This is a genomic window from Streptomyces sp. NPDC051173 (assembly GCF_040689515.1).
Classification (GTDB): Bacteria; Actinomycetota; Actinomycetes; order Streptomycetales; family Streptomycetaceae; genus Streptomyces.
Window position 1 is genome coordinate 22,836 of the sequence record NZ_JBFBBD010000017.1, and the last position, 24,770, is coordinate 47,605.

General features: G+C 70.4%; 24 protein-coding genes. 6 read left to right on the plus strand and 18 right to left on the minus strand.

Going from position 1 to position 24,770, the window contains the following annotated elements:
• Positions 1-16: 16 nt before the first annotated feature.
• The 8 genes from AB0435_RS12525 to AB0435_RS12560 are packed head-to-tail and all read right to left on the minus strand — an operon-like array spanning position 17 to position 9,044.
• Complete coding sequence (locus tag AB0435_RS12525; RefSeq protein ID WP_366426862.1) at positions 17-544, minus strand: hypothetical protein; 528 nt, start codon at positions 542-544, stop codon at positions 17-19.
• Positions 537-2,261: a type IV secretory system conjugative DNA transfer family protein gene (locus tag AB0435_RS12530; RefSeq protein ID WP_366426863.1), complete on the minus strand. Its 1,725-nt coding sequence runs from the start codon at positions 2,259-2,261 to the stop codon at positions 537-539. The genes AB0435_RS12525 and AB0435_RS12530 overlap by 8 nt, the downstream gene beginning before the upstream one ends.
• Positions 2,258-3,784, minus strand: coding sequence for a type VI secretion protein (locus AB0435_RS12535; protein WP_366426864.1), 1,527 nt, complete (start codon positions 3,782-3,784; stop codon positions 2,258-2,260). The genes AB0435_RS12530 and AB0435_RS12535 overlap by 4 nt, the downstream gene beginning before the upstream one ends.
• A 1-nt stretch (position 3,785) precedes the next feature.
• On the minus strand, positions 3,786-5,315 hold the full coding sequence (locus tag AB0435_RS12540; protein ID WP_366426865.1) for an SCO6880 family protein: 1,530 nt from the start codon (positions 5,313-5,315) through the stop codon (positions 3,786-3,788).
• Complete coding sequence (locus AB0435_RS12545; RefSeq protein WP_366426866.1) at positions 5,312-7,189, minus strand: hypothetical protein; 1,878 nt, start codon at positions 7,187-7,189, stop codon at positions 5,312-5,314. The genes AB0435_RS12540 and AB0435_RS12545 overlap by 4 nt, the downstream gene beginning before the upstream one ends.
• The gene (locus tag AB0435_RS12550) at positions 7,173-7,910 is read right to left on the minus strand and encodes a hypothetical protein (RefSeq protein ID WP_366426867.1); all 738 of its coding nucleotides are present in this window, start codon (positions 7,908-7,910) and stop codon (positions 7,173-7,175) included. The genes AB0435_RS12545 and AB0435_RS12550 overlap by 17 nt, the downstream gene beginning before the upstream one ends.
• Before the next feature lie 5 nt (positions 7,911-7,915).
• A complete protein-coding gene (locus AB0435_RS12555) occupies positions 7,916-8,227 on the minus strand; it encodes a hypothetical protein (RefSeq protein WP_366426868.1) in 312 nt (103 codons plus the stop codon).
• Entirely contained in the window at positions 8,190-9,044 is an 855-nt protein-coding gene (locus AB0435_RS12560) for a hypothetical protein (RefSeq protein ID WP_366426869.1), read from the minus strand. The genes AB0435_RS12555 and AB0435_RS12560 overlap by 38 nt, the downstream gene beginning before the upstream one ends.
• A gap of 255 nt (positions 9,045-9,299) precedes the next feature.
• Here AB0435_RS12560 and AB0435_RS12565 point away from each other — a divergent pair, with 255 nt between their 5' ends.
• From AB0435_RS12565 to AB0435_RS12575, 3 genes are read left to right on the plus strand one after another with little or no spacing between them, the layout of a single operon-like run.
• On the plus strand, positions 9,300-9,560 hold the full coding sequence (locus AB0435_RS12565) for a helix-turn-helix domain-containing protein (RefSeq protein ID WP_366426870.1): 261 nt from the start codon (positions 9,300-9,302) through the stop codon (positions 9,558-9,560).
• Positions 9,561-9,590: 30 nt separating this feature from the next.
• Positions 9,591-10,676, plus strand: coding sequence for an NlpC/P60 family protein (locus AB0435_RS12570; protein WP_366426871.1), 1,086 nt, complete (start codon positions 9,591-9,593; stop codon positions 10,674-10,676).
• Positions 10,677-10,687: 11 nt separating this feature from the next.
• The gene (locus AB0435_RS12575) at positions 10,688-11,278 is read left to right on the plus strand and encodes a hypothetical protein (protein ID WP_366426872.1); all 591 of its coding nucleotides are present in this window, start codon (positions 10,688-10,690) and stop codon (positions 11,276-11,278) included.
• Between the two features lie 16 nt (positions 11,279-11,294).
• Here AB0435_RS12575 and mobF read toward each other — a convergent pair whose 3' ends face one another.
• Entirely contained in the window at positions 11,295-15,212 is a 3,918-nt protein-coding gene (gene mobF, locus AB0435_RS12580) for a MobF family relaxase (protein ID WP_366426873.1), read from the minus strand.
• A 394-nt stretch (positions 15,213-15,606) separates the two neighbouring features.
• On the opposite strand from mobF, the gene AB0435_RS12585 reads away from it, so the two are divergent.
• A complete protein-coding gene (locus AB0435_RS12585) occupies positions 15,607-15,957 on the plus strand; it encodes a hypothetical protein (RefSeq protein WP_366426874.1) in 351 nt (116 codons plus the stop codon).
• 219 nt (positions 15,958-16,176) lie between these two features.
• Here AB0435_RS12585 and AB0435_RS12590 read toward each other — a convergent pair whose 3' ends face one another.
• From AB0435_RS12590 to AB0435_RS12610, 5 genes are all read right to left on the minus strand, one after another.
• The gene (locus AB0435_RS12590) at positions 16,177-16,788 is read right to left on the minus strand and encodes a hypothetical protein (RefSeq protein ID WP_366426875.1); all 612 of its coding nucleotides are present in this window, start codon (positions 16,786-16,788) and stop codon (positions 16,177-16,179) included.
• Positions 16,789-16,981: 193 nt separating this feature from the next.
• Entirely contained in the window at positions 16,982-18,148 is a 1,167-nt protein-coding gene (locus AB0435_RS12595; protein WP_366426876.1) for a hypothetical protein, read from the minus strand.
• A 147-nt stretch (positions 18,149-18,295) separates the two neighbouring features.
• Positions 18,296-18,547, minus strand: a complete 252-nt coding sequence (locus AB0435_RS12600) for a hypothetical protein (protein WP_366426877.1) — start codon at positions 18,545-18,547, stop codon at positions 18,296-18,298.
• Positions 18,548-19,395: 848 nt separating this feature from the next.
• Positions 19,396-19,938 carry a flavoprotein gene (locus tag AB0435_RS12605; RefSeq protein ID WP_366426878.1) on the minus strand — a complete coding sequence of 181 codons (543 nt, stop codon included), beginning with the start codon at positions 19,936-19,938 and terminating at the stop codon, positions 19,396-19,398.
• The gene (locus tag AB0435_RS12610) at positions 19,935-21,173 is read right to left on the minus strand and encodes a helix-turn-helix domain-containing protein (protein ID WP_366426879.1); all 1,239 of its coding nucleotides are present in this window, start codon (positions 21,171-21,173) and stop codon (positions 19,935-19,937) included. Before AB0435_RS12610 ends, AB0435_RS12605 begins: the two co-directional genes overlap by 4 nt.
• A gap of 81 nt (positions 21,174-21,254) precedes the next feature.
• Between AB0435_RS12610 and AB0435_RS12615 the strand changes: the two genes are divergently transcribed.
• Positions 21,255-21,638: a DUF6415 family natural product biosynthesis protein gene (locus AB0435_RS12615; RefSeq protein ID WP_366426880.1), complete on the plus strand. Its 384-nt coding sequence runs from the start codon at positions 21,255-21,257 to the stop codon at positions 21,636-21,638.
• 11 nt (positions 21,639-21,649) lie between these two features.
• On the plus strand, positions 21,650-21,850 hold the full coding sequence (locus tag AB0435_RS12620) for a hypothetical protein (RefSeq protein ID WP_366426881.1): 201 nt from the start codon (positions 21,650-21,652) through the stop codon (positions 21,848-21,850).
• 104 nt (positions 21,851-21,954) lie between these two features.
• On the opposite strand, the gene AB0435_RS12625 is transcribed toward AB0435_RS12620, so the two are convergent.
• From AB0435_RS12625 to AB0435_RS12640, 4 genes are all read right to left on the minus strand, one after another.
• Positions 21,955-22,212, minus strand: coding sequence for a hypothetical protein (locus AB0435_RS12625; protein ID WP_366426882.1), 258 nt, complete (start codon positions 22,210-22,212; stop codon positions 21,955-21,957).
• The gene (locus tag AB0435_RS12630; protein ID WP_366426883.1) at positions 22,209-22,565 is read right to left on the minus strand and encodes a hypothetical protein; all 357 of its coding nucleotides are present in this window, start codon (positions 22,563-22,565) and stop codon (positions 22,209-22,211) included. Before AB0435_RS12630 ends, AB0435_RS12625 begins: the two co-directional genes overlap by 4 nt.
• A gap of 103 nt (positions 22,566-22,668) precedes the next feature.
• The gene (locus AB0435_RS12635; RefSeq protein ID WP_366426884.1) at positions 22,669-23,097 is read right to left on the minus strand and encodes a hypothetical protein; all 429 of its coding nucleotides are present in this window, start codon (positions 23,095-23,097) and stop codon (positions 22,669-22,671) included.
• A gap of 73 nt (positions 23,098-23,170) precedes the next feature.
• Positions 23,171-24,592 (minus strand): replicative DNA helicase, encoded by a 1,422-nt coding sequence (locus AB0435_RS12640; RefSeq protein ID WP_366426885.1) that lies wholly within the window; start codon positions 24,590-24,592, stop codon positions 23,171-23,173.
• Positions 24,593-24,770: the final 178 nt, after the last annotated feature.

Here is a 24,770-nt window from a genome sequence, read left to right on the forward strand (position 1 = left end):
CGCCTGTGTGTGCTGGCTACAGGGGCGGGTCGGCCGCCTCGGCCATCCGGTCCAGCTCGGCCTGGGCCGGATGCCGGGCTGCCGCGGTGGTCGCCTGCGACGTCGACAGGTACAGCTCGAAGGTCTCCGTCGCGCCGGGTGGCGGCGGGACGACCGGGGGCGGTTCCTGGTGGGTGCCGGTCGCGCAGGCGGCGAGTTGGAGCCGCGGGGTGAATGAGTGCAGCGTGTTGATCCAGTCGGCTTCGGCCAGTCCGGCCGGTGGCTCGCCGGCGTAGACGCGCAGCCACCCGGCGTAGAGCGCGGTGAGGTGCTCGACAACGGGCTGGTGCATGTACCAGCACCGCGGGATGGCGTTGTGGAGCGCGAAGGTGGTCCGGAGCCAGTCGACCCACTCGGCGAGCTCACGGAGCCGGGCGCGCCGCTCAGCCGGCTCCATGGCCGCCCACACCCACCGCTGCGGCTCCGGCTCCTCCGGCTCCGCTCCGTCTTCCTCGTCCGGTGGTGAGGGCCACTGGCCCGCGAGGTCGTCCAACGGGTCAGACACGGCTGATGACCCTCCTCAACATCCTGCTGGCCTTGTTCGTGGGTTTGGTCAAACTCACGCCTCCCTGCGCCGCGGCGGGGTTGAGGAGCTTCTTGAGGTCCTTGTCGCGGAACGTGAGCCGCATTTTGACCTTGATGGGCGGCAGGTTCGAGTACTGGGCGATGGCGGTGAAGTCGGGCAGCTGCTGCAGGGAGTGGATGGGGGCGAGGTCGGTCTCGGTGGTCGAGGTGTTGGTGGAGTACTGCCCCTGGGAGTGGCCGACGGACGTGCGCAGGGTCTCGGTGCGCCCGTAGAGGCCGGAGAAGTAGCGCAGGGTCTCCAGGTCGCCGCAGCCGGGGAGCAGCATGCGCAGGCCGCTCGCGGACAGCACGGTGTTCGCCTTCTGGGTGCCGAGCCGCTCGCGCAGCTGGGAGAGGTCGTGCCAGACGGTCAGGAGGTCGATGCCCATGCCGCGGCCGGTGGTCAGGATGTTCGGCAGGCGGGGGTAGCGGAGCATGTTGCCGGCCTCGTCGACCATGACGCCGAGGGAGGGGTCGAGCGGTGTGCCGGTGCTGTTGTAGCGGACTTCGGCGCCGTGGATGATCGACGCGATGATCGAGGTCAACAGCGGCGCGAAACGCTCGGCGTCAGCCTCGCTCGCAATGAGACACACGGTGCCGTTCTGATCCAGGAGCTCCTCGACCGTGAAGTCGGTGCTGCTGCACGTCTCGCGGACCTCCTCGTCCGCGTACACCCGAGCCAGGACGTTCAGGGAGAACTGGATGCTGCCGATGCCGTCTTCGTGCAGGCGGAGCCAGGGTGAGGCGTAGTCGTCGGCGACGTCGGTGTAGCCGTGCTGGAGGAGGACGGCGCGGACGTGGTCGACGGCGTCCTTGCCGAGGCCGAGCCACTTGCGCATGCCGTTGATGCCGCCGCCGGACAGGTGCGAGGCGAGCAGCACGCCTTTGAGGACGTTCTTGGCCTGGTCGATCCAGGGGGCGGCGCGCTTGTCGTCGCTGGAGGATGCGGCCTCGGCCATCCAGGCGGCCATGCGGTCGGCGGCCTTGGCGTCGGTGCAGTAGTCCACCGGCGACCACTTCTGGGTGGGCCGGCCGGGAATTCCGGCCGGTGCGATGACCCAGACCGGGCCCAGGGCCCGGCGGCGGGCGTAAATGATGTCCAAATCAGCGGCTTTAGTGGTGGTCACCACCAGCGGGCCTTGCCACTCAGCCGCGTTCGGCAGCACCAGGCCGGTCGTCTTACTGCTGCCCGGCACCCCGAAGACGGTCGCGGAGATGTTCGGGCGAGACGCCACGATCTTCCTGGTGCTCATGCCGCGGCCGGCCGTAATCTGGTTACGCCGCTTGTCCGGTGCCTCGTCGACCTTGAGCTTCCGCTCGACGCGCGCGCCGCCCCACTGCGCCCCGCCCTGCTGCGGGCTGCCAAAGCGCTTCCACAGCCACAGGCCGGCCCACCCGAGCACTGCCCACACCAGCACCGTCAGCGCCCAGAACAGCCAGCCGGGCGGGCCCGGGGTCCAGGCCTTCCCGGGGTCTTGGGCGATGGCGGTGATGATGGTGGTGACCGGGTCCGCCTTGGCCGTCGCCCAGCCGCGGCCAGACAGCAGCGCGGACGCCGGTCCCGTAACCAGCGTGCAGGCCGCGACGCCGATACCGCCGAGCAGCAGGCTCGGCGCCAGCAGTCCCCCGCTGCTGGCGGGCTTCCCTCCCGCACTCATGCCGTCATCCGCTCGTCTGTATGGAACAACTTCTTTTCCAGAGCCGTCAGGTGCAACTGGACCGGGTGGCTGCCGGCCTTGCCGACCTTCCACAGCGCGCGGCCCGCGTGGGCTTTGCCCCAGGAGCTGATCAGTTCGTACTCGGCGTCGGTGAGCCCGACCGCTTCCTGGATCGCCTGGAGCGGGCGGGAGTCCTGGGCAAGCTGAATGCGCGTCTCGCAGCTGCTGATCATGTCCTTGGCGATGGCGACGGCCTCGGAGTCCGCGGCACCCACCGCCTCGAAGTCCGTCAATCGGTGCGTGGCCAGGACCTGGATGGTGCCGTCGGCGCGGGAGAGCCGCAGGTCGGAGTCGATCTTGCGGACCATGGAGGACCCTCCGGAGCGCATCGCCCGCCACAGCTCGTCACGAACCACCAGCCGGGGCGGGCCCGGGGTATCGATGGCGGCCTGCGCCCAGGAGCTGACGCAGGTCAGGATCATGCTCACAATGTCGTCGCCGTAGGACTTCATGCGGGAGATGTCGACGCACTGGATGGGGGCGGAGAAGTCCAGTTCCGAGCTGGTCTCGGCGTCGAAGAGGCCGCCGAGGTGGCCGTTGACCATCGCGCCGAGGGCGGCCCGGATGGAACGGGTGAGCTCGCGCGTGGTCTGGATGTCCTCGTCGCGGACCCGCAGCTCGTACGCCATCTCCTTCGTCGGATCCTTCAGCGCCGCATGGACGGCCGGCAGCGTCGGCGGGGTCAGCTTCGTCTTCCCGGCCAGTTCCCCGGTGACCTCCCGGATCGCCGCCGAGACCGCTTCTTCCTCCTCTGCCAGCAGCGTCCGGCGCAGCTGGAGTTCGAGCAGGGCCTTCAGGAGCGACAGCCGACGGCGGTGGATCTCGGTGAGGCGGGTCATGAGCTCGCCGCGGTCGGTGACCTTGTCCAGCCCCTGGCCCAGGGGGCCGGCGTCCAGCGGGTTGAGGCGGCCCTTCATCCCGGGACCCAGGAGGAGGGGTTCGTAGCCGAGGTAGCGGCACAGGTCCCCGTACTCACCCTTGACGTCCCCGGCGATCAGGGTGTGGGTGCCAAACGCCATCAGCCTCAAAGCCAACGCCTTGATGTGGGCAGACTTCCCCGACCCGGGGATGCCGGTGATCATCACGTTGGGGTTGGTGACCAGCCCCTCGGCCACCCACACGCTGGGGTGCGCGGAGAACGCGCGCATCGACAGGACGTTCCAGCCGATGTACGCACCGACCGGCGGCAGGCTGCTCGCATGCAGGAACGGGTACAAGCCGGAGACCTGGGAGGTGTCCGCGCGGTGTACCTCCGGACTGGCCTCATTGGCGGCGCGCCCGGCGTAGGCGGCGTTCACGCCACGCCGCGGCGGCACAAAGCCGATGCCCTCGCGCGTCTTCTTCTTGCCCTTGGGCGCCGGTGCCGGGCGGGGCCGGCCGTCGCCGAGTAGCTGCCCGAAGTCCTGGGTCGGCAGGGATGTGTCGTCGTCCCGGTCGCGGGAGCGCAGAAACGGCAGCGCCATGTCAGATCACCGCCCGTCGGGCGGGCAGGCCCTGCCCGAGCGGCAGGGCTGCGGCGGCGAAGCCGGCGTCCTGGGCGCCCCACATGCGGCGCAGCTCAAGGCCTGCGGCGGCGCCGTCCTGCTGGAGCTCCGCGCACGCGGTCTCCAGCTCCTCGGGGTCGGTGACGGTGACGGTGATCAGCCCGGTGAAGCGGACGATGCCGTGACCGGAAGCGCGGGCCATGTCCTGCTCCAGGGAACGGGCCATCTCGGCCCGCTCGTCCATCGACTCGATCCGCCCCGTCTTCGCCCGCAGCCGGCGCGCCACGTCACGCTTGGTGCGCTCCTTCGACAGCTCGGCCCGGGCCCGGCGCGGCCCGAGCGGCTCGTAGGCCAGGGTCAGCGAGCGGCGTGCGGTGGGCCTCGGGCGCAGGAGGGATTGCAGACAGGTGGCGTAGACGGAGGAGGCGGGCCAGCTGCGGACCTGGTAGGTCACCGATATCGCACCGTCGTGCTGGTAGGTGCCCCATGCGGTCTGCGCTGCGGCGGGCCCGGCGAGCTCCGGGTCGACGCCCGGCTCGACGCCGTCCCATCCGCGCTGTTCGGCGGCGCCGTTGCGCAGCGCCATCTCGCTGACCGCGTCTGGGTCGTAGCCGGTGCGGATGACCTGGGCCAGCTCCCGGGGCGCGAGGCGGCGGACGACGGTGAGGTCGGCGGCCGCGAGCGCGGAGTGCATGGCGGTGATCTCGCGGACCAGGACCGCGCAGGCACCGAGCCGGCCGCCGCCCGCACCCTTGATCGCCAGGCGTGCCCGGGACGCGGACAGGGTGAGGGTCAGGAAGGTGGCGCGGGTGTTGGCTACGGTCCCGCCCCGCGCGGCGAGTTCCTGCACCACAGCGACCGCGGCCCGCGGGGCATCGGGGTCGGTGTGTGCGGCGGTCCAGGACTGAAGCGCGGTGCCGTCGTCCGCCTGGGACCGCTCGTGCACCGCGATCCGCACGATCGGGCCGCCCTCGACGCACTGGGCGCGCAGGAACGCGCCCCACGCGGCGACGCGGCGGTTGATCTGGTCGGTGTCCTCCAGAGCCAGGCCCGGGTAGCGGATCTCCAGCACGGCGCTGTAGGTGTTCTCCAGCGGATCGTAGACGACGGCCAGCTCCTCCTGGCCGCCGGTGGGGGCGGCCAGGATCCGCAGTCGGGCCAGAACGCCGGGCAGGTCCATCGGCTGCTGGTCGTCCGTACGGCGTCGGGGGGCGAACACCCCGCTCAGGAACACGTCTCTGCCTCCAGCCACGTTGATCTGATGACGGATAGCCAGCGAGGCCCACTCATCCGCGGTCATGCCGTAGATGCGGACCGTGGCCAGCGCGAACAGGACGATGGCGAGCGGCACGCCGATCAGCTCGCCGGAGATGTCCTGGGCGTAGATGGGGATCAGGATGGACAGGGCGGCCGCAGCGACCAGCACGCAGCCGGTCAGCGACATCGAGCCCATGAAGCCCTGGCGCTCGGACTGCCAGCCCGAATACACCAGGGGTCGGTCCTGGCTCACGTCGTCCCCCCACTCTCACCGGGCCCCTGTTTCGGGGGCGGCGGCGCGGCCGGCGCGGAAGGCCAGCTCATATCGACGTCCTGCGGCTGCGCCGGCTCTGACGGTCTGCTCATGTCGGTCCGTGCCGCGGGCGGCGTCGACGGCCAGCTCATGTCGACGGGGTCCGACTGCGCGGCACTCGCTTCGGCCGGGGCTTCGCCTCGCGGCGACGGGGCGGGCGGCGGCTCCGCGCTGTCGAGCGGAGCCGAGGGCGGCGGCCCCGAGCGGTCCGCCGGTCCTCCCGGCGGGGGCGAAGGCGGAGCAGCTCCTCCGCCGCCGGTGTCGTCCGCGGGGGCCGGGCCGGCGGGCGGCTCGCCGCTGCGCGGGGGGATGCTGATGTGCCCGCCCATGTCCTTGCCCGGGCCGAGGTCGGCGTGGGCGGCCATGGCCTCCATGCTGCCCTCGGTGAGCTCCTTGCCGGCCTTGGCGACCTGGAGTGCCATGGCGGCGGCACCGAGCTTGCCCATGCCCGCCAGGCCCGAGGCCATCCCGCCGGCGCGGGCCCGGCCTGCGGCACCGTCCTGGGCGACCGCGCCGTCGTTCTCGGCCTCTACGGCTTGGGTGAAGGAGCGGCCGTTGCCGACCGCGCCGGCCCCGGACGGAGTTCCGCCGCCGGACCCGAAGAGGCTGGCGGCCGTGCCGCCAGCCGCCCCGAGCAGGCCCGAGGCAAGGGAGCCACCGGCGCCGACGGAGGTGAAGGTCATGAATTTGGCCAAGGTAGGCCATGCCACGGCCGCCAGGACGAGGGTCAGGAGGCCGACGAGCATGTCCTTGAGGCCCTTGGCCTGCCCGGTGGTGGAGAACCCGATCACGAAGATCAGCACGACGACCGGCTCGATCAGGATCAGCGCGATCAAGGCGCTCCTGGCCTTGGGGAACCACTCCTTTGTCGCCTGCATGATGCCGCCCGTACCGACGATCGGCATGCAGGCCACCAGCACCTGGATGGCCGCCTGCCGCAGCAGCATCTCGCCCCACAGGACCAGCGAGACCAGCGCCGCGAGGATCGCCAGGAGCAGCACCAGCGCGGTGTTGGTGATCCCGTCGAAGTTGAAGGCGTGGTTGAGGGAGTCCTTGAACGCCTTCTCACCACCGCCGTCCCGGTACTGGTCGATCATCCACACGCTGATCTCGTGCGCTGCGCCGAGCGCGGCCTGGGTGACGGCGAGCGAGGCAAGGGTGGTGACGGCCCACTTGGCGAGACCGGCGATGGCCGTGGCAGCGGCGACGCCTTCACCGCTGTAGCCGGCCTTCGCGAACTGCCAGATCATCAGCAGGAGCGCCACCAGCGAGGAAAGCGCCCAGGTCATGCTGTAGACGTTGAGCAGCCCCTTGTTGTTCAGGTCGATGACCGACACTTTCAGGAACACGTCGGTCAGACCGTTCAGGATCTCCGTTGCTGCCTTCCCGAAGTTTCCTGAGACGGCGTCGAACGCGGCTGTGGCGATGGTGCCGACCGGGTCTTTAACAACGTCTTCGACCTTCTTGGCGGCGTCGCAGACCCCGCCCATGATGTCTGGGTCGCCGTGTCCTCCGCACTTCTCTCCAGATTCTGGAATTTTCCTGCCCACGGTAAGCGAGAGGAATTCCGTGCACTCCTTCCCTTTCCATTTTCCGGGGTTGTCGCCGCATTCTTTTCTGGAGATCGCCCCACAGGGCTTAGCAGCTTCTGACTTGGATTGCTTGTCTTTCCAAAGCTGGATGCACTCGGCAAGACTCGTCGCAACCTTTGGCTTCGGGTCGGCGAACGCGTCTACCGGCGCCACGGCCAGCAGGGCGATCAGGATCGCGAACGCCGTTGCAGTTCTACTGAGCCAGTCACTTCTCATACGCAAGGGCGCGCCATCCTTCCGCGAGAGCCTGGGGGCTACCCGGGACAGCTGATGACGGCTTGCTGTCCGGAAGGTCATTGAGACTGTCAAAGCTCATCTTCCAGTCGCCATCTGCCCAAACCATGATGGCTCCCCGTACCTGGTTCGCGTTCTCGCTGACGCCTTTGACGGAGATGGTGGCGTCGACGAGGAGCCATACCGTCACCTTGTCCGACTCGGCTGACGCGACGGAATATGCACGGGCCTGGTTGACGTAAAAGTTAGCGGTGTCTGATTCTCCGTTCTCCGGAAGGCCTCGGGATTTCCTGACCTGTTGCGCAGACATGCGCGCGTAAGACCCGATCATTCCCAGATAGTTCGGTTCGGCGATGACTCTCGCCTGCCGTTCTGCCGCCTCAGGAGTGAAAAGGTCGTTGGCGTCGGTGTAGTGAGCGGCAGCGGAAATGGCGCCTTCCAGGGTGTGGGGGTAGCCAACCGGTACCCCCTCCTTCACCTCTTTTGCCTTGGGCAGCAGAGTCGGGGTGTTCGAGCCGCCGGTCGGGGCTACCGCAGGCGCGGATGCAGACGGGCTGACGTCGTGCTTGCTGGCGTCGTCACTGGAGCCCCCGGGGCCGAGGACGAAGAAGGCTGTGACACCCGCGCCGCCGATCAGGATTCCGGTGGCGAGCAGTGCGAGACGGCGGCGCGCGGCCCGGCGGCGTTGGTCGAGTGAAGCGAGGGACATGGGCCTCAGCCCTGCCCAATGTTGTAGAACGCCTTGACCAGACCGAAGACAGTGCCCACGCCTGCGGCCGCGACCAGGGACCACAGCACTGATCGCTTGCCGCGGGCGGCCATGTCAGGCCTTTCCGTGTTGTGGCCGACACCGATCAGCGCGCATCCGAGGATGAAGCCCAGCAGGCAGGCGATCAGCGCTCCCGTCAGGGACCAGCCGATCAGGTTGTCGGTGGACGTGCCTATGTTGCCGGGGAGGTTCTTGGGCTGCTTGGGGCTCAGCGGGTCGTCAGCAAGGGTGATCAGCGGCTTGAGGTGCGAGGCCACGGTGCGTGATTCCTTCCGTGTAGGCGGCGGGGACGGCGGCGTGCGGGAGCGTCTCGCCCCAGGACGTGTGCGCCGATGACAAGACGGCTGCCGCCAGCTGGCGTCCGGCCGCCAAGGTCCGGGGTTTGAGGCGGGCGGCGTCGCGCAGGCCGTGCGAGCGGATCCGCTCGTCGTACGGCACCTGGACGATCGAGCCGACCTTCGGCTGAAGCATGGTGGCGCCGGCTTTGACGGGGGCAGGCAGCCGTCCCTCACTCATGGCCACCACGGCCACGACCATGCGGGCCAGCGGCAGCCCCTCGGCCTCGGCGGCCATCACCGCGGTCTGCAACGCGGCCATCCCCTCGCCGGTCGCGGCAGCGCACAGCACCGGGACCGCACACGGCAGGGAGCACCAGCGGGCGCCGAGCCCTGCGGTGCCGGTGTGGCGGGAGGTCATCACGTCCTGGGTGAACCGGTGCTCAGTGTCGGCGATGACGGCCTGCCAGCCGCCGAGCGCGGCGAGCTGGTGCCACGCCTCCGGCGCGTCCGGCAGCGCCAGCGGGGCGACGTGCCAGGGCAGGTGATCGGTCATCACTTGCCAGGGGTGGGTGCCGGATGCTGCGGCCACCGCGGCGGCTGCGCGGGCCTGAGGTCGAGTGGCGGGCCGGTCCGGCGGGAGCGCCGCGAGGCCTTCGCCCGCGGTCGCGATCCATCCGGGCCAGGGCGACGCGAGGCGGGGGACGGTGTCGAGCAGGACCGTTTCGCCCTGGAGGGCGAAGGCGTCCGCGAGGAGGCCTGCGACCGCTGAGCGGCCGTTGCCGCCGGCTGCGGCCATGACGGGCACTACCAACCGGACGTGCGGTTCCAGCTGTTCCGGTTGCGGAACCCCCCTGGCCATAGCTGCACCGCCCCCAACGTGCCTCGATGCCTGCGCTCGCCAGACGCAAGTTGATCAAAGGACATGTTTAGCAAGGAGCCTCTGAGTCTGTCTATGACTTTTAGTGACCGTTGTTCACTGCTGTGGTTTCAGTTGTGAGTTGGTACGGTCCTTGATCAAACCAGTATGTCCGGACTGTTTGGGAGGCCGTTGGTGGCATCCATCGGAGCTGACGACGCCGGTCAAGACCGCGAGGGCGACACCACCTCTCGTTGCGCGTGCAAGGCACAGCCGCGGGAGTGGCCCGAGGTCCTCACCGCGAGGGAGACCGCCGAGTACCTGCGGCTGGACTACCAGCTCGTGATGCGGATGACGCGTGCCGGGGACCTGCCGTCGCTGAAGGCGGGGCGGACCTGGCGCTATCACCGGCGGGCTCTTGAGCAGGCCATGGGTGCGGATGCCATACGCCGGTAGGTGGCGGCAGGGGAGGGAACGGGGGGCGGGGTGGCCAAGAAGCTGCTGATCAGCGCGGGGGCGGGGGCGGCCGCGTTCTTCACGCTCATAGCCGGGGTGACGATCCAGACCACGACATCAGACGTCGCGAGCGCGAACCCGAACACGGGGGCGATCGGCGGTGGCCTGAAGGGGGTACCACCCCAATTCGCGCCATGGATCGAGAAGGCTGCCGGCGCCTGCCCCGGGCTGCCCGCGCCGATCCTGGCGGCACAGATCGAAGCAGAGTCGAATTGGGATCCGACCGCCCAGTCCAAGGACCCCAAGACCGGCGCGGTGATCGCCCAGGGGCTCACCCAGTTCATCCCGGAGACCTTCCGCAGCTACGGCAAGGACGCCAACGGCAACGGCGTCGTGAGCGTCTTCGACCCGCCGGACGCGATCATGGCGCAGGGCGCATACATGTGTGACCTGCTCAAGGACGCCAAGAAGTCCGGCTACCAGGACGACCCGATCAAACTGGCCCTGGCCGGCTACAACGCGGGCTGGGGAGCGGTAATGCACTACCGCGGCGTACCCCCGCCGTCCTTCGCCGGGGGCCAGACCTACAGCTACGTCCGGGACATCATGGCCAGTGCAAAAAAGTACACCGCACCCACCGCACCCAGCGGGCCGGTGGACCTGCCCAAGGACTTCTCCATCCCGGCCCACGCCCCGGACACCGTCCGCAAAGCCGTCGCCTGGGCCCTCTACCAAAAGGGCGGCTGGTATCACCTCGGGGGCGATTGCACCAACGCGCTCGGCTCGAACCCCGCGCACTGGTGCGACTGCTCCAGCCTCATGGAACAGGCATATCGAGCCGCCGGGGTGACCATCAGCCGTACCACCTACACGCAGGTCAACGAGGGCCAGGCCGTGAGCATGGATGCGCCGTTGGCCGGCGATCTCGTCTTCACGCCCGGCTCGGGCGGATCCGCCTCCTCGCCCGGCCATGTCGGCATGTACATCGGCAGCGGCCTGATCATCGAGGCACCCCGCACCGGAGTGCAGACCCGGATCGTCCCGTACAGCAGCTGGCGCAACAGCAGCAGCCCGATCACCCGCATCGTCGCCGTCCGCCGCATCGTCCCCCAGTAACCGGGAGCACCATGAACACCGACCAGACCGTTCACGCCCCCTGGGGAATCGTCAGTCCCAGCTTCTGGCACACCGCCGGCTCCGCTACCCCGGCCACGGCGGTGCCTGCCCCGGCCGAGCCGGGCGCCGCGCCGCCCGCGGTGGGGCAGACGGAGGTGCCGCCGCCGCCTGCGGAGTACCGCTGGCGGATCGCGGCGGTCACCGCGGCGTGCGTCCCCCCGGTCGACCCGCAGCGGCTCGCCGTGGCGAACGTGGAGGCCGAACAGATCGACCGGGAGTTCACGGCCGCCTTCGGTGCCGCGCACTCGCACACGATCAACGTGCGGGAGCTGCGCGGCTGGATCGCCCACCTGATGGGACAGCCGGCGGCGGCCGCCCGCTGGTACCTGCACACCACCGGCCTCCAGGCCCACGTCTGGGGCACCGAGCATGAGTTCACCCGCGCTTCGGCAGGCCGTGCGGTGCAGCAGTGGAAGGGGGTCACCGACCCCGCCGAACGCCTCGCCCTTGGTTCCGAACTACTGCCCATGCTCCGCGCCGTCACCGGCGAGACCAGCGACGCCACCCTCGCCGTCCAGGCGGTTGTCGAGCCCCCTGCCTGAGCGCGCCGCGCTTCGCTCAGGTGACCCTCTGGCCGGGTGAATCGGGCCGGAGGACCGGGTCGGGGCCCTGCCGGTTCTGCTGAGCGCCAGCCGTTTCCGCACGGCGGGCCGTCTGCCGGGCGCCCTGCTCCGCCTGGTGCTGGCCCTGGGCCTGCGCTGCGATCTGCCGGCGCAGCTCCCGCTCCGCCCGCAGCGCGGCGGCGGTCGTCCGCAGCGTCTCGGCCCGGGCGCGCAGCCCGCCCTCCTGTCCGCGGGCATGCTCGACATCCTCGGCGCGCTGCGTATCGACCTGCTGCGCGAGAGCCGGCAGAAACTCGCGCATCGCGGCGAGCCGCTCCATCATCTCGTCGAGTTCGCGGGGCGGGGCACCGGTGGCGCCCTGCTCCCGGAAAACCCCGGCGTACGGAGACAGCTCGACGGTCTGCCACGCCTCGCGCTGCGCGGCCCGGGCAGCCTGCCGGGCGCGCTGCTGCTCCTCGTGCGCGTCCGCCATCTGCTCGGTGTACTGCGCGAGCAGCTGCTCCTGCTCGCCACGAGATGTGCCCGCGGCAAGCAGCGTGATCCGGTTGCGCCCGGCGGCCGTCTCCGCCTCCTGACGCATCGCCCGGGCCCTGCCCCGCTCGTCGTCGGCCCGGTCGGCGTTCTCCGCCTCCTGCACGGCGAGCGCAAGAAGCCGGTCGGCCTCGCCCAGAACGGCGGCAGCCTCATCGGCGATGCGCCGGCCCGGTGAGACGTGCGCGGTGAGCTCGGCGGCCGCGCTCACCAGCTCGCGCGCCTTGTCGGCAGCCGCGCGCTCGGCCGCCGCCGCCTGCTGCGCGGCCTTGGCGATTTTGGTGCCGAGAAGGACGTCGGACAGCGCACCGTACGGGCGTGACACGGGGTCGTCCCACGCCGGAAACTCCGCCTCGGCCTGGGGTACGGGCGGCGCAACGGGGTCGGGGGCCGCGCGCAGCTGGTCGCTGACCATCTGCGCCGGACGGTCCTGCTTGAGCAACGCGCCGTACGCGTACAGGGCGCGGTCCAGAAGTTCGGCCTCGCTGCGCGGCTCGCCGAGGGCGGCCCGCGTCTCCTCGTCCTCCAGCGCGGCCGCGGGCAGCCACAGGTGGTTCTCGCCCTTGGCCCGGGTGATGCCGGGGTAGAGGCTGAAGCTGTTCGCACCGAGGCCGTACATCAGGCTCGTCTGCGCGGTCAGGCCCTGGGAGGCGGCGATGGTCATCGCGTAGCCCAGGCTGAGGGCGCCCTGGCTGATCTGGGCTGGGGTCAGCCATGCCTGCTGGTGACTGACCGTGCCGTCGGACTCTTCGCGCCGCCAGGTGATCTGCACCCTGCGGTCGGCGGAAATGTCGGTGACCACGGCGCGGTAGCCGTTGAGGACATCGAGGCCGGCTCCGCGACGGCGCGAGCGGTAATCGTTCTGCCGCACGCGCACGACGTCCCCGACCCCCAGGGTCAGGGTCTCGCGGCGGGGCAGCACGAAGGTGCGCGCGGGACCGAGTTCCCCGGCGGCGCGGCGCAGGGCCTGGGCGCCGGCATTGAGGCTGTCGACGTCTTCGTTACGGGCAGCCAGGACAACGAGGTTGGCCAGCACTTCATACGCATCCGGCCAGCGCGTGCGGGCCTGGTCCCAGGCGGCGAGGATCTCGGCGCGGGCCGCGTCGGCGGTGTCGGTGGCGTGCACGCGGCCGCCGTCGGCGAGGATCCGCAGCGCCCGCTCGCGCTGCACCGCACCCTGGCGCCACACCTCGAGGGCGGCCCGCTCGCCCTCGTCCTTCTGGCGGCGGTTGTCGGCGAGGAACTCGCCGCCCACCAGGCGGTGCACCTCTTCGAAACCACCGCCGGGGCCGATCGCCTGGAGCTGCTGCGGGTCACCGATCGCGATGACCTTCGTGCCGGTGCGGGCCGCCTCCGTGAGGAGGACGGCCATCGCCCGGTCGTCGGTCATGGCAGCCTCGTCCAGGACCAGGACGTCCACGCCGCGCAGCCCGGTGCCGCCCTCAATCCGGATGAGCCAGGACGCGATGGTGCTCGACGGGATACCGGAGCCCTCGTACAGGTTCTGTGCGGCGACGGCGGACAGGCAGGCGCCTGCGTAGGTCAGGCCGACCGCGTCCCAGCCGATCCGGCAGGCCTCCATCAAGGTCGTCTTGCCGGAGCCGGCGACACCGATCACGGCGTCGATTCCGTGCCCGGCGGTCAGCAGCCGCTCCACCACGCGCCGCTGCTCGGCCGACAACTCGAAGCCGGCTGCCACCTGGAAAACGCTGAGCGCGGCCGCGGCCTGGTCACCGGTCAGGCAGGCGGACCCGTCGGCGTAGCGGGCGCGGGCCTGGTCGACGATGACCTGCTCGGCCGCGAGGATGTCGTGGGTGGTGTAGCGGGCGGTGCTCGACATCAGGACCGAGCCGCGGTGCGGCAGCGTCCGCGCGTAGCCCTGCACCTTAAGCACCTCATCGGCGAGGCCTTCGAGCTCGGCGTCGCCAAGACCGTACGGGCAGGCGTTCGCGACCGCGGCGAGCAGCTGCGCGTGGGTGAACGCCTTCTCGTGCGCGGTCAGGCCCCGGGTGGGTGAGAAAACCTCGGCAGCGATCTGCGCGGGCGGCGGCACCTGGGGACCGTCGCCGGGGCCCACGACCAGTCCGCTGCCCGGACCGGGCGGTCCCGGCGCGGCGACCGCGATCATCGCGTCGACGTCGATGCCCAGGTCCTGAGCCTGCTGGCGCCAGTTGGCCCGCAAGTCCAGTGCGCCGGTGTCGTGTTTGGCGTGGCGGGTCTCGGCGGAAACGCGTTGCTTCTCCTCGCGGCTGGCGTCCGCACCGGCGACGGCCTCGACCTGTGCGGCGCGGCGCGAGTAGTGCTCGCGCAGCGCCTCGGGGATGCCGACCAGGTTCCAGGACCGCGTGGCCGCGTCGCGCTCGTAGCGGACCCCGAACCGCTCGCCGGCCAGAGCGCGCACCCGGGCCTTGAACAGGGCGTCGAAGGCGCGGGCGTGCCGGTGGAGGTCCATGCCGCCGTTGGCTATCGCACGCCACTGGCCATCCTCGCAGCGGGCGAGGTTAGCGATGACGATGTGGACGTGCAGGTGCGGGTCGCCGGGGGTGTCGTCGTCGACCGGGCGGGCCGACTGGTGCTCCACGGTCCAGCCCAGCAGGCCGCCGGTGCCGATGCGGTGGAGCTTGCCGTCCTCGCTCGCCAGGCCGTAGCCGATCCACTTCTCCAGCTGCGCGAAGGCGTCGCGCTTCGCCTGGTGAACGAGATCCCGGAACGATTCTTCACGCTGCTCGGCGAGGAGCGCCCAGAGCACCGAATCACCCTTCGGCAAGTCCGCGACGAGGTCGTAGGCGCGCACCCGGACATTGACGCGCTCATCCTCGTGGGCTCGCGCGTCGGCGAGTTCCACGGCCTCGTAAATGTCGGCGAGGTCGAGCCCAGCAGCACGGGCGAGCCGGTGAAGGGAGTCAGCCTGGAGACGGTGGCGCTCGCCCTGCTGGTGGACCATCCGCGCGAGCGTCTCGTACTTCTTCTTCTGCTTGGGCTTGCCGCGGAAGAGGTCCTCCGGCTCCACCCCGGCAGCCGTGGCGGCAGCCTCAATGGCTTCCACGAGCCGGGCACCGGTCAGCTGCGAGCGCGGGTGCGCGCGGAGCTCGGCGCGCACCAGGCGCTCACCGGTGACCGGGTGGATGCCATTCGCCAGCGCGCGGGCCGCGTCCTTGCCAGCCTCGTCGAGAACTGTTCCGGCCACCAGACCGGCGTCCGGCAGGCCTTCGCCGATCCACACCAGGCCGCTGTCAGCCGCTGCCTGCATGCGGTAGTCGACCTGTGCGTCGGCAGCCGGCGGGGCTACGCCCTCGGTCCCGGCCTGGGCGTAGCAACCGGAATTGCCAGAGAGGCGGTACTCAACCTGCTCCATGTCCACGATGCGCGTGACCCAGGCCATGTGACGCCGCCCCCTCCCCCCGGTCTTTCAGCGGCGAAGCCGCGTACGTCCCCGCAGGGGACGTACCTTTGTCCATCCGTTCTTGATCTTTTGGCCTCTGACGGTAGCTCTGGGACAGAAGGCAGTCAACGGAATGAACAGATGCTGTTGGGACCGGTGAGAGGTAATGTGAGGTGATTTGAGGCTGATACAGCAGAAGCGGAATGCCCTTGCGTCAACGAGCATTCGGACTTCGAGGTACGGCAGAGCCGTCCAGGGAGCGAGGAATTCACCGGCCGGGGTGGAGGGATCCGGATCCGGCCTCGGGTGTACGACAACCGCAGTGGCCGGGAGCAGGGCGTCGCGCCAGCCCAACTCGATTCCTTCCTGACCGGTCGACAACTACGATCCGATCATGGCTACAGCAGAAGAGATCATCAGGCAGGCGCAGGAGATAAACGCCGCGCGTGAGACCGCCCTGGCCCCGCTCGCCGACCTCATGGCAAGCCGGAAGCGCCTGCGGGACGAACTCGAAAAGACCGAGGAACCGTACGCCCGCGCCTACGTGGAAGCGCAGGCCGCCGGCTGGACCGCCGAGGAACTGGAGACCCTCGGCGCAGAGGAGCCGAAGCGCCGCCCCAAGGGACGCCCCCGAGCGACACGCAGGCCGGCTGCCCCGAAAAACTCTGCGCCTTCCTCCTCGGCAACCGCCCCGGAAAATGCCTCCGCACCCGACGCCGCCTCGCCGGGAAAGCCGCTTCAGTAGACGTCCTCCAGCATCCGAAAAAACCACCGGATCTGACCGCGGGACGCTCGTGCGCGGCCACGCGTCCGGTTCCGGGACATGCGGCAGCAACAGCCCCTCACCGGCGTGCCGCACCTTCCGCCCCGACATGTGAGAGAGCCCCGACAGGCAACCTGTCGGGGCTCTCTCACATACCGCACCTGCCAGTGCTGTCGGCGCGCGGGATGCGGTTACCGGTCGCTACTGCGCCTGTTTGCGGGCCGCGGTAATGATCCGCTTCCAGGTGTGGACGGACTGGCCATGCGCCTCCGCCAAGTCGTCGGCGATATCGCCGACGGCCCGGTCGGGCTGTGCTGCCAAGGCTTCGACTGCAATCTGCACACGCGGGTCTGGCTTGGTGGCCGCGCGGCGGCCGGCGGTACCGATCCGGTTGGTGGTGTCGTGGTACTCCCATAGCTGCCGTCGGGTGCGGAACTCGCGCACCCCTCCCTTGGGAAGGAGCTCGGTACGGATGGGCCCCGGCCAGCCCTTCGGCGGGTTGTTCCGGTACTGGGCGATCATGTTCCGAGGCAGGCCCAGCACCCTGGCCTGGTCGGCCGGCTTGAGCTCCTCGTCAGGGTCACCGCTGCGGTCGATCGCCTTCGCCGCGTTGCGCCGGGTGCACTGAAAATCCGCGTACCAGCGGTCCCACGCGTCCAGGTCCCAGTGCATGATGCCGTCGATGATGCGGGCGGGCGGGTGACCGTTGTCATCCCGGTCCTTCCACAAGTTGTCGAGGCTGGCGCGACTGTAGCCGGTGTGCGCAATGAGGTCCTTCCGGGAGCCGTACCGGCGGCCGTCAATGGTCTGCATCAGGGGTGCGCTCTCTCCGTTGATCGTCGTCGGTACCATGGTGACGCGTTCGGCTTCGCGGCCTGGTTGAGGGCTCTCGGTGACCGAGCGCCGAAGCGGCCGACGAGTTTCCCCGTCGGCCGCTTCACTTCTTCTTGATCTTCGTGGATTGCCGTGCGGGGCGAGCGGGGACCCCTGCTCGCCCCGGTGTTCGTTACGCGGCGGCCCAGACCTTCGTGGCGGTGCCGCCGAAGTAGATCTGCTGGCCGCTGGCGGTGTACCCGTACCGGCTCCCGGCTTCCGTCGTCAGCCGGACGACCTTGACCGGTGTGCCGGTCAGCTGCTTGCGGTCGCGGGCAAGCCAGACGCGGCCGTCGTCCTGCACGTCGCCGTACACGAAGAACGGCGTCGCGATGCCCTTGAGGGTCCGCCACTCGGCCGCCTCGGCAAGGCACAGACCCCAGGTGCGGGCGATGGCGAGCGCGGCCGCCTCCTTCGTGGTGAAGAAGCCGACGATGCCGTCTCGGCTGGCTGCCTTCGGGGACCATGTGGCCCATCCGCCCCGGGCGAGACGGGCGGGGGTCTCGTCGAAGATCACACCGAGGTGCTGGGTGCCCTTGAGTACGTCGTGCTTCATCGTGCCGACCTCGTCGGGCACGACGCGCAGACCGGTGCTCGCCGGGGCGATCCACTCGCGCCGGTGGGCGGCGATGTACTCCGCGATGGCGCGGGCGCAGTGCGCGGAGTCCTCGGCCAGGGATGCCCCCTCGGGCGCGGCGTCCAGGGTGTCGACGTAGTCGCCGAGGCCGTCGCAGAGCGAAGCTCCCCACGGCTCGTCGTGCTGGGGCACCGGGCGGCGGGCGTCCTCGCCGGAGGAGATCAGGAAGTGCGGTTCGAGGCGGGCAGAGTCCTCGGCGGTGCGCGGGTTGAACGGCACCACGAGCCAGCTGACTCCGCCCTCGCCACCGTCGTACGCGGTGAGGCCGCAGGTGGACAGTGCGCCGCGCAGGACGTCGGCCTCAGTGAGCGTGGACTCGTGCTCGCGGATGTAGGCGATGACAGCCTCGGCAACGGCGGCGGTGTCGGCCGCGCACTCCTTGTCGTCGCCGTCGGAGTCGTAGACGGTGGCGAAGTGCTCCTGGTCGGCGTCGTTCCAGTACGCCTGCCAGCTGCGGTGCTCCTCCACCTCGTGGTGCGCCTGCACTTCCGCCCCGTCGGTGGTGGTCGCGCTGATGCCGATCTGCGAGGCGTCCGCGAGGGTCAGCAGGACGTAGGTGCCCGCGCTGTCGCCCCACATCTCGGGGGACAGCCCGACGGTCCTCAGTTTCTCGAACAGCGGGCTCTGCGCAGGCGCGGGCGTGGTGGTGGTCTGCGTGGTCATGGTGGTCGTACTCCTGGTTGAGGTTTTCGGTGACGCGTGACGACGGCGCGGCCGATGCTCAAGCAGCGGTGCTGCGGCATCGTTCCCGTGGCCGCGCCGTCGTCCGGCCGCACATGGACGTGCGGCCGGGGCGGTGGAAGCTGTCGGCTACAGGCAGTCGCGGCGGGCGATACCGGCGGCGTGCGCGTGGCTGACGGCGAAGATCGGGCTGACGCCGCCGAAGGCGTCGTAGGCGTCCCACGAGAGCTCGTCCCAGAGCTCCTGCGCGTCGAAGGGGTCAGCGGGGGCCTCCTCGACGTGCCAGACCTCGTAGCCGTCCGCCTCATCCCTACCGACGACGAAGAACTCGCGCTCGCGCTTGACGAGGTCGACCGGGACGGTGGCAGTGATGGTGTTCATGGCGTCTCCGTGGTTGAGGTTTTCGGTGGTGACCCAGATGGGCCGAGGTGCGTCGGGCGGGTTTCCCGGCCGCTCCGACGCATCTAATTCAAGTACCTTTCTGGTTCATGGTCAAGCCCTCTTCGAACACCAACTTGATCTCTCCGCCTGAGCCGCCGACGAGCCGCTTCTACCTCAGCCACGGCCAGTCAGCCACGACGAGAGGGACCGTCGACAGAGCACCCGCCACGTGTGCCTCCAGCAACCCCTCACCGGCATCAACCACGCCTTCTTTGTCTGCGCCGCGACCACCGGCCACGGCGCGGAAATCGGCGTCCGCGACCGGCCCCTTCTCGGCGGGTCCAGCGTCGCCGGCGCGCTGTTGAGGGCCGGGGGGCGGAGCCCCTGGAAAGGCCCGCCGGCCCGCACGCCGAACACCTCCGGGCCCTGACGCCGGGTGGCGTTCAAGATCCCGCCGTCCCACTCGCCCCCATCTGCGCGGCTGGACGAACGCTCCGCGTCGCGACCGTTCTCCGTTGACAAAAACGGGCGTTTTAGTAACTGGGACACCGACTTGAGCTTGCATGTCGAACGCCTCCCGGCTGGGGTGCCGGGAGGCGTTCGGTGACGTCGGCGTTCGGTGACGTCGGCGTTCGCTGCACGCCTACTGGTCGGGCAGGTAGACGGCCGGAACGCAGATCGCCAGCGCGTCCGGGTCGGGATCGCGCCGGCCGGTGCGGGGGCGGAGCCCCCGCGTTGCTTGAACCAGCACTCCCCCGACCACCCGCACCACACACTCACCTCTTAAGAGGTGAGTTGCCCAGCGGCCGGTCTCCTGGCGTTCGCGGGCCTGTGCCGTACCGCGTCCGTCAGGCGGGCAGCGCGTCGATGGCGGCCTGCCAGGGGTAGGCATCGAGGTCGCCCTTGCGGGGCGGGTGGGGAATGAATCCGCCGTCGCCGAGGAGCAGGTGAACGCCTGCCTCGCGCAGGGTCGTGACACTGCCGGGGACGGCGGGGTGCTGGCTCTGGGCCGTGTTCCAGTGTGGCAGGGCGACGGTCGGCAGGCCGAACCCCAAAGCCTCGGTGATCAGTCCGAGAGCGAGCGTGTCGCTGATGCCCAGCGCCCACTTGTGCAGGGTGTTCGTGGTGAGCGGGGCGACGAGAATGGCGTCCGGTTCCGGCAGCACGTCCGGCTGCGAGGGCAGTTTGTACTGCCAGCGGACAGGGTGGCCGGTGAGCTCTTCCAGGGCCTCGATCCCGCCGTCGGAGTCCTCGCTCGCCCACCGGTACGCAGACGGGGTGAGGATCGCGCAGACGTCCCAACCGGCGGCCTGGGCGGCGCGGATGGGCACGTCGAGACGGCGTGCCGGCGGGGCCGCACAGGCGATGAGGTACAGCGTTCGAGTGGTCACCGGGGCAGTCCACAGCGGTCGGCCAGTGCGCGCAAGCGTGCCTCGGAGCTCCCGGCGCCGAGCAGTCGCAGGTCCTCCACCAGGGTCTTGGTCCGCGGGCGGCACAGCACTTCCTCGGGCGCGAGCCGCTCGGCCTCCAGCAGCGTGTCGACGGCCTGTGCCCGCAGCCCGGCCTGGGTCTCGGCGTACGCGCGGTCGGTGAGCAGGTGCGCGCGGCGCTCGCGCGGCAGGGCGGCCAGGGCCTCGCCCGGGATGTCTGCGGCGACGGCGAGGGCGTCGGCGCCTTCGGAGAGCTGCACGTGCGCGGCGACGCGGTAGAGCTTGCAGTTCGTCGGCCCGAAGCTGGTCCACAAGGCGTTGCCGTCGGCGCCGAGGCGGGCGGCATGCTCGTCGGCCTGGTCGAGGAAGGCGGGCACGGCGCGGGCGAGCGCGGCCGGGGTGCGGTCGTCCGCCTCGGCGGCCGCGGCCTGCGCCATCGCCGCTTTGAGCCAGAGCATGCCCAGCACCGACAGCCCGTCCGGGCCTTGCTGGAGCAGGTCGCCCTGGAGCCGGTGCGCGGCCGCCGTGACGAAGGCGACGGCGGCCGCGGCCTGGCCGTGGTGGGTCATCGCGTCGGCGAGATGGCGGGCGGCGGAGGCCTGGATGACGGGGTCCTCGCTGCGTTCGGCGGCCGCGACCGCGCGCTGGCCGGCCACCACCGCGAGCTCGCTGTCGCCCCACTTGATGGCGGCCGCCTCCGTCAGCTCCAGCGTCAGTGACAGCAGCGCGTACGCGTGCAGCTGGTCGTCCCCCTGATGACGGTCGGCGGCGCGGGTTGCGTCGACCAGCAGCTCGGGGATCTGCACGCCCAGCTGCGCGAAGTGGCCGGCCTGGAAGCCGCTCCGCGCGTACACCAGGGAGCGGCGCAGATTCTCCACCGGTACGGGCTCGGCGGAGGAATCGTCGCTCCTGCCGGTGAGGACGTCGTGGCGGTGCAGCGCGGCCCGTACGGCGTCGATCTCGGACTCCGCCGGGCACAGGACGGCCGGGTCGCTCAGGAGGCGGTCCACCGTGGTGCTCAGGCGCACGGCCGCCATGCGTACCACCGACAGCTGTGGGTCGGCCTGGCGGCGGCCTCCCTCCAGCTCCTGCACCCACCGCAGCGACCGGCCCATCAGGGCCGCGAACTCCTGCTGCGAGTAGCGGCGGCGGTTGCGCCAGTAGGCGACGCGGCGGCCGAACTGGATACCGTCCATCGGGGCTCCAGAGGCGGAAGGGTCGACGACCCACACACATCGTGTGGGCCCATCCCGGTATACCGCTCCTACGGTCCGGACATGGCCAAGTCCGAAAGCAATTCCCCCCTCCACGCACAGCTCACGCCGATGATGACCGGTGACACCGCACCGCTGGACACGCAGCGTATCCGCGCCACCATCGCCCGCGCCCTCATGGAGCGCCCGGTCCTGCCCCGCCCCGAAGAAGTGCAGGAGATCACCGGCACCCTGCACAGGGACGTTAAGGTCCTGGCCAAAGAGGTAGAAGAGCGACGTGACGAGCACCGCTGGCACTCGACCGGCTGGTACGAGTGGCACGCGGTGCTCGGGCGGGCGCACGAGGACCTCCGCCGGGGCCCCGGCGCCGGGCTGCGCTCGGCCGTCATGCACATGCAGGAGCTCGGCCGCACCGCCGAGCACATCCTCAACTGCCTCGACCAGTAGCCGCACCCGCCATGACGACCGGGCCCCGCACCGCGCGGACCATCCGGCCCGCCGACATCGTCGACGTCGGCGGGCGCCGGCGCCGCGTCGCTGCTGCCAGCACCGACCACTCCACCCCGCAGTCTCCCCGCATCATCCTGCGCTTCACGGACGGCGGGCCGACCCTGTGCCTGTCCCCCAGCACCCGACTGCACGTCACCCGCACCACGTAGCTCCGCCTGCGGCCCCTCCCCTCTCGGTCACGGACGGCAAGAAGCCCCGGGCACCCGCCCGGGGCTTCTCCTCGTCGATCTCCGCTGCGGCATTCACCAGCCCATCACGGGAAACCGATCAGCCAGACGACCGTCACCTCGACCCGATCCGGGAACACCCGGTAGCCGATGGAGACCCGCGCCTTGTCGAGCACCAACCGCCGCAGCGCGTTCGGCCCACGGCCCTCAAACTCGGTGCCCACCTCGTACGGCTGGGTGGCAAGCACGCCCCGCTCGGCGTCGAGAACCGCGCGCCGCTGATCGGGCGCCAGGCCGCCAATGCCGCGGCGGGCGTCGTCGGTGTAGGTGACGCGATAGGTCACGCCTGCGCCTCCCGAGGCTCCAGCGTCGCCGGGTCGTAGTCGGCCCACACGTCGTCGGAGGAGTGCGTCGTCGCCGTGCCGTCCGCCGAGTCCGCAACGGCCGCCCGGATCACCGGGTGGACCTGGGACAGCCACACCGCCCGGTACTCCGCGAACAGGGCACGTGCCTCGTCGAGGCCGGCCGGATCAGTGGTGCGGATCGCGCCGAGCCGGGCGTCGAAGGCGGTGAGGTCTGCGGTGGACACCGTAGCGAGCGCCGCGCGCAGCTCAGCAACGCTCTGGGGCCCCTCGTCCAATTCCATCCGGTACGGCGAGCGAGTCGGGTACGGCGCCTCGGCCGGCTGTGCACTCATCGGGAGCCTCCTCCTGCTGTCGGTGTCCAGTGTGCTCGATTCCGGCGTTCGGGAGGAGCGGGTTGGGCCCTCCCGGCCGTCGACTTGCTGAGCCTACTGTTCGTCATGCGGCACCGGCCGGTGCCGAGGCACTGGTCGGCTGGCGGGCGGCTGTCTCGGCACGGAGGCGCTCGTGCCGGGCGACGGTGAGGTCGGCGAGCTCGGCCGCCAGCCGGTGGATAGCGCCGGCGTGCGGGTTGCCGATGGATGTCACGTTGAGGACGGCGAGGAGGTGGCCTCGGGAGTGGGACGGGATGAAGACGGGTGCGCTGCGCTTGCAGTCCTGGTACGTACCCCGGTCCATCTGCCCCAGCTCGCGCCGTACCCGTTCCAGGCGCTCGACGCGGTCGTCGCCGGCCTCACGCCAGACACGGATCACGGTGTCGAGGATCTCGCGCATCCCCGGGTAGGCGGCATTCCACAGCTCGACGACGCGGGCGGCCTGGTCCTCGTCGAGGTGCCGGTTCGTACGGACGGTCTCCATGGTGAGCATCTGTGTTCTCCGGTCTCAGGTGCCGGGGCGGCCGGTCCGGGCCACCCCGGGAAACGGGAAACGCGCAGGTCAGTCAGCGCGCCATAGAGGCCAAACGCCCCATATGCCCCTGGAATGCCAGTTCGATAATTCGCCCAGATGCCCCATTCCGATTTTTGGCGATGATGGCCTCGACGGTGCCCGCCTTGGGGCCGGTGTCGGTGCCGTCCTCGGCGAGCTCGCGGTGGAGCAGGACGATGATGTTGGAGTCCTGTTCGATGGCGCTGGAGTCCTTGAAGTCGGAGACCAGGGGGCGCCGGCCGACGGCGCCCCGGTTGAACTGGGCGAGGGCGACGACGGGGATTCCGAACTCCATCGCCATCACCTTGAGGCCCCGGCTGATGTCAGCAACCTCCTGGGCACGGCTGGAGTTCTTACTGGCGCCCTCGGGGGTCATGAGCTGGAGGTAGTCGGCGACGACGATCGCAGGCGCGTGCCCGCGGGCCGTCATCCACCGGATACGGGCCCGGATCTTCGACAGGGTCAGATGCGCGGAGTCGTCGAGGACGAAGTTGTGCGCGTTGGCCATGCGATCGGAGACCTTGGCGATGCGTTCCCAGTCCTGTTCGGTGCACTGGCGGCGAACCAGCCGGTCGACATTGATGTTCGCTTCGGCGGCGGTGAGCCGGGCCATGAGCTCGCCGCCTCCCATCTCCAGGCTGATGACCAGCGCGGGCCGGTTGCGCTTGAGGGCGACGTGGGCAGCAAGGTTCATGCCGAACAAGCTCTTGCCACCGGCGGTGGCCGCGCCGACGGTGATCAGCTGGCCGGGCTTGAGCTGGATGACGTCGTTGAGGTCCCGCCACGGGGTGTCCAGCGCGCTGGGGTCCTCGCCGGCCTGGAGCTCGTCGAGGAAGGTCTCCCACCGGTCGGCGACCGACAGGGGCGGCGCCGCCTCGGTGGTCCCGGTCGCGGCAGCCTGAACCTCAGCCATGGCGTCCGCGGCGATCCGGTCTGCGTCGTCGGTGGCGGCGTACCCCATCTGCACCATGCGGGTGCCAGCCTGGATGATCTGCCGCAGCGCCGCACGCTCGCGGATGATCGCGGCATAGTGCGGGCCGTTCGCCGTCGTGGGCACGGTCTGGACGAGGGTGTGGAGGTAGGGGGCACCGCCGATCTTGGCGAGTTCCCCGCGCTTGGTGAGCTCGGCAGCCACGGTGATCGGGTCGATCCTCGGCGTGGCGCCCGTGCTCGCCGCGTACATGTCGAGGATCGTGCGGTAGATCGTCTCGTGGGCGGGCTTGTAGAAGTCCGCTGGGTCGCGCAGCTCCGCGTCGATCTCGTCGATGACGCGGGCGGTGCTGCTCTGGGTGGCCAGCATCGTCGCGCCGAGCACCGCCTGTTCGGCGTCATTGTCGTGCGGCGGCGTGCGGTCGAACCCGCCGTCCGCGGGGCGGGGGCCCTCGTCCGGGAAGACGTCGGGGTCGGTGGTTCCCTGAAGTTCTGCGATGCTCATAGTGAGCCTCCTGTTCTGGGAGTTTCGAGCGGCGGCCGGGGCCTGGCGAGGATTTCCGGCCGCCGTCGTGCTTGATCAAATAGGCCACGAAGGGATCTGAGCGCCCCCCAGAGCGTCGAGAGGGGCTTTCGGGCCCATCCGGGCCTTCAGTGATCACTCAGGCCGCCAGACGGCCGTA

Excerpts from the sequence above, each read along its gene's own strand:
- AB0435_RS12530 (WP_366426863.1), bottom strand. The coding sequence starts at position 2,261 with ATGAGTGCGGGAGGGAAGCCCGCCAGCAGCGGGGGACTGCTGGCGCCG.
- AB0435_RS12535 (WP_366426864.1), bottom strand. The coding sequence starts at position 3,784 with ATGGCGCTGCCGTTTCTGCGCTCCCGCGACCGGGACGACGACACATCC.
- AB0435_RS12550 (WP_366426867.1), bottom strand. The coding sequence starts at position 7,910 with ATGTCCCTCGCTTCACTCGACCAACGCCGCCGGGCCGCGCGCCGCCGT.
- AB0435_RS12560 (WP_366426869.1), bottom strand. The coding sequence starts at position 9,044 with ATGGCCGCAGCCGGCGGCAACGGCCGCTCAGCGGTCGCAGGCCTCCTC.
- AB0435_RS12575 (WP_366426872.1), top strand. The coding sequence starts at position 10,688 with ATGAACACCGACCAGACCGTTCACGCCCCCTGGGGAATCGTCAGTCCC.
- mobF (WP_366426873.1), bottom strand. The coding sequence starts at position 15,212 with ATGGCCTGGGTCACGCGCATCGTGGACATGGAGCAGGTTGAGTACCGC.
- AB0435_RS12585 (WP_366426874.1), top strand. The coding sequence starts at position 15,607 with ATGGCTACAGCAGAAGAGATCATCAGGCAGGCGCAGGAGATAAACGCC.
- AB0435_RS12590 (WP_366426875.1), bottom strand. The coding sequence starts at position 16,788 with ATGCAGACCATTGACGGCCGCCGGTACGGCTCCCGGAAGGACCTCATT.
- AB0435_RS12595 (WP_366426876.1), bottom strand. The coding sequence starts at position 18,148 with ATGACCACGCAGACCACCACCACGCCCGCGCCTGCGCAGAGCCCGCTG.
- AB0435_RS12600 (WP_366426877.1), bottom strand. The coding sequence starts at position 18,547 with ATGAACACCATCACTGCCACCGTCCCGGTCGACCTCGTCAAGCGCGAG.
- AB0435_RS12610 (WP_366426879.1), bottom strand. The coding sequence starts at position 21,173 with ATGGACGGTATCCAGTTCGGCCGCCGCGTCGCCTACTGGCGCAACCGC.
- AB0435_RS12615 (WP_366426880.1), top strand. The coding sequence starts at position 21,255 with ATGGCCAAGTCCGAAAGCAATTCCCCCCTCCACGCACAGCTCACGCCG.
- AB0435_RS12620 (WP_366426881.1), top strand. The coding sequence starts at position 21,650 with ATGACGACCGGGCCCCGCACCGCGCGGACCATCCGGCCCGCCGACATC.
- AB0435_RS12630 (WP_366426883.1), bottom strand. The coding sequence starts at position 22,565 with ATGAGTGCACAGCCGGCCGAGGCGCCGTACCCGACTCGCTCGCCGTAC.
- AB0435_RS12635 (WP_366426884.1), bottom strand. The coding sequence starts at position 23,097 with ATGCTCACCATGGAGACCGTCCGTACGAACCGGCACCTCGACGAGGAC.
- AB0435_RS12640 (WP_366426885.1), bottom strand. The coding sequence starts at position 24,592 with ATGAGCATCGCAGAACTTCAGGGAACCACCGACCCCGACGTCTTCCCG.